The 709-nt window shown below is 37.9% G+C and carries 1 protein-coding gene; it reads right to left on the reverse strand.

The window, feature by feature from the left end:
- A partial coding sequence (locus tag A3757_RS24750; RefSeq protein WP_068740481.1) for a tyrosine-type recombinase/integrase occupies positions 1-697 on the reverse strand: 697 nt, incomplete at its 3' end.
- Positions 698-709: the final 12 nt, after the last annotated feature.

Consider the following 709-nt stretch of genomic DNA (forward strand, 5'->3'; position numbering starts at 1 on the left):
CTAGTACACCTCTTAAAACATCATCAACATCTTCGGGAATGGCTCTTTCATATTTTTCTATTTGATGGTACTTTTTTAAGCCCAAAAGTTTTCTGATTCTAGTTTGAGGTACTCCCGAGAGCATTAGATGCACTGCAAAGCTATGTCTAAAGGTTTCAGCGGTTATATTAAAGGGGGAGCCTCCCGAACGTTCGACCAGTTTATGTATATGACGATTTACAGTATGTCGATCCACACCGAAAAGTCTTTGATTGTGTTTAATTTGGTTTCCAATAATGTAAGACTCAATACGATCTTTTAGATCCGAATCTTTAATTGAGATAGATCGAGATGAGATCATTTCTTGCTGAGCTTTTGTGGGCCTCCCAGCCCTACTATGAAGCCGCTTCAAAATAACACTTCCTGACCGTTTAAAGCTTTCACGCTTTAAACCTAGAACTTCAGAAACAGTTGCTCCAGTACTCCACATTAAATCTAACAACAACCTTCTGGGTAAATATTTTTCATTATTAAGTAGCGTCAATATCTCTGGCTTTACCAAATATCTTGGGTACTTACTATCAATGTTGAAGAGCGATGCTCTATGGTCGATTAACTCATTCCAAGTGTAAGAGCATAGGTAACCTGAAGTTTCACGGTTTTGCGCAAAAACACGGTATTCAAATAACTGCTTTGGTTTTTCAAATAAGTGTTCCATTTTTGCCTCCTA

It is taken from the genome of Oleiphilus sp. HI0117, from assembly GCF_001635235.1.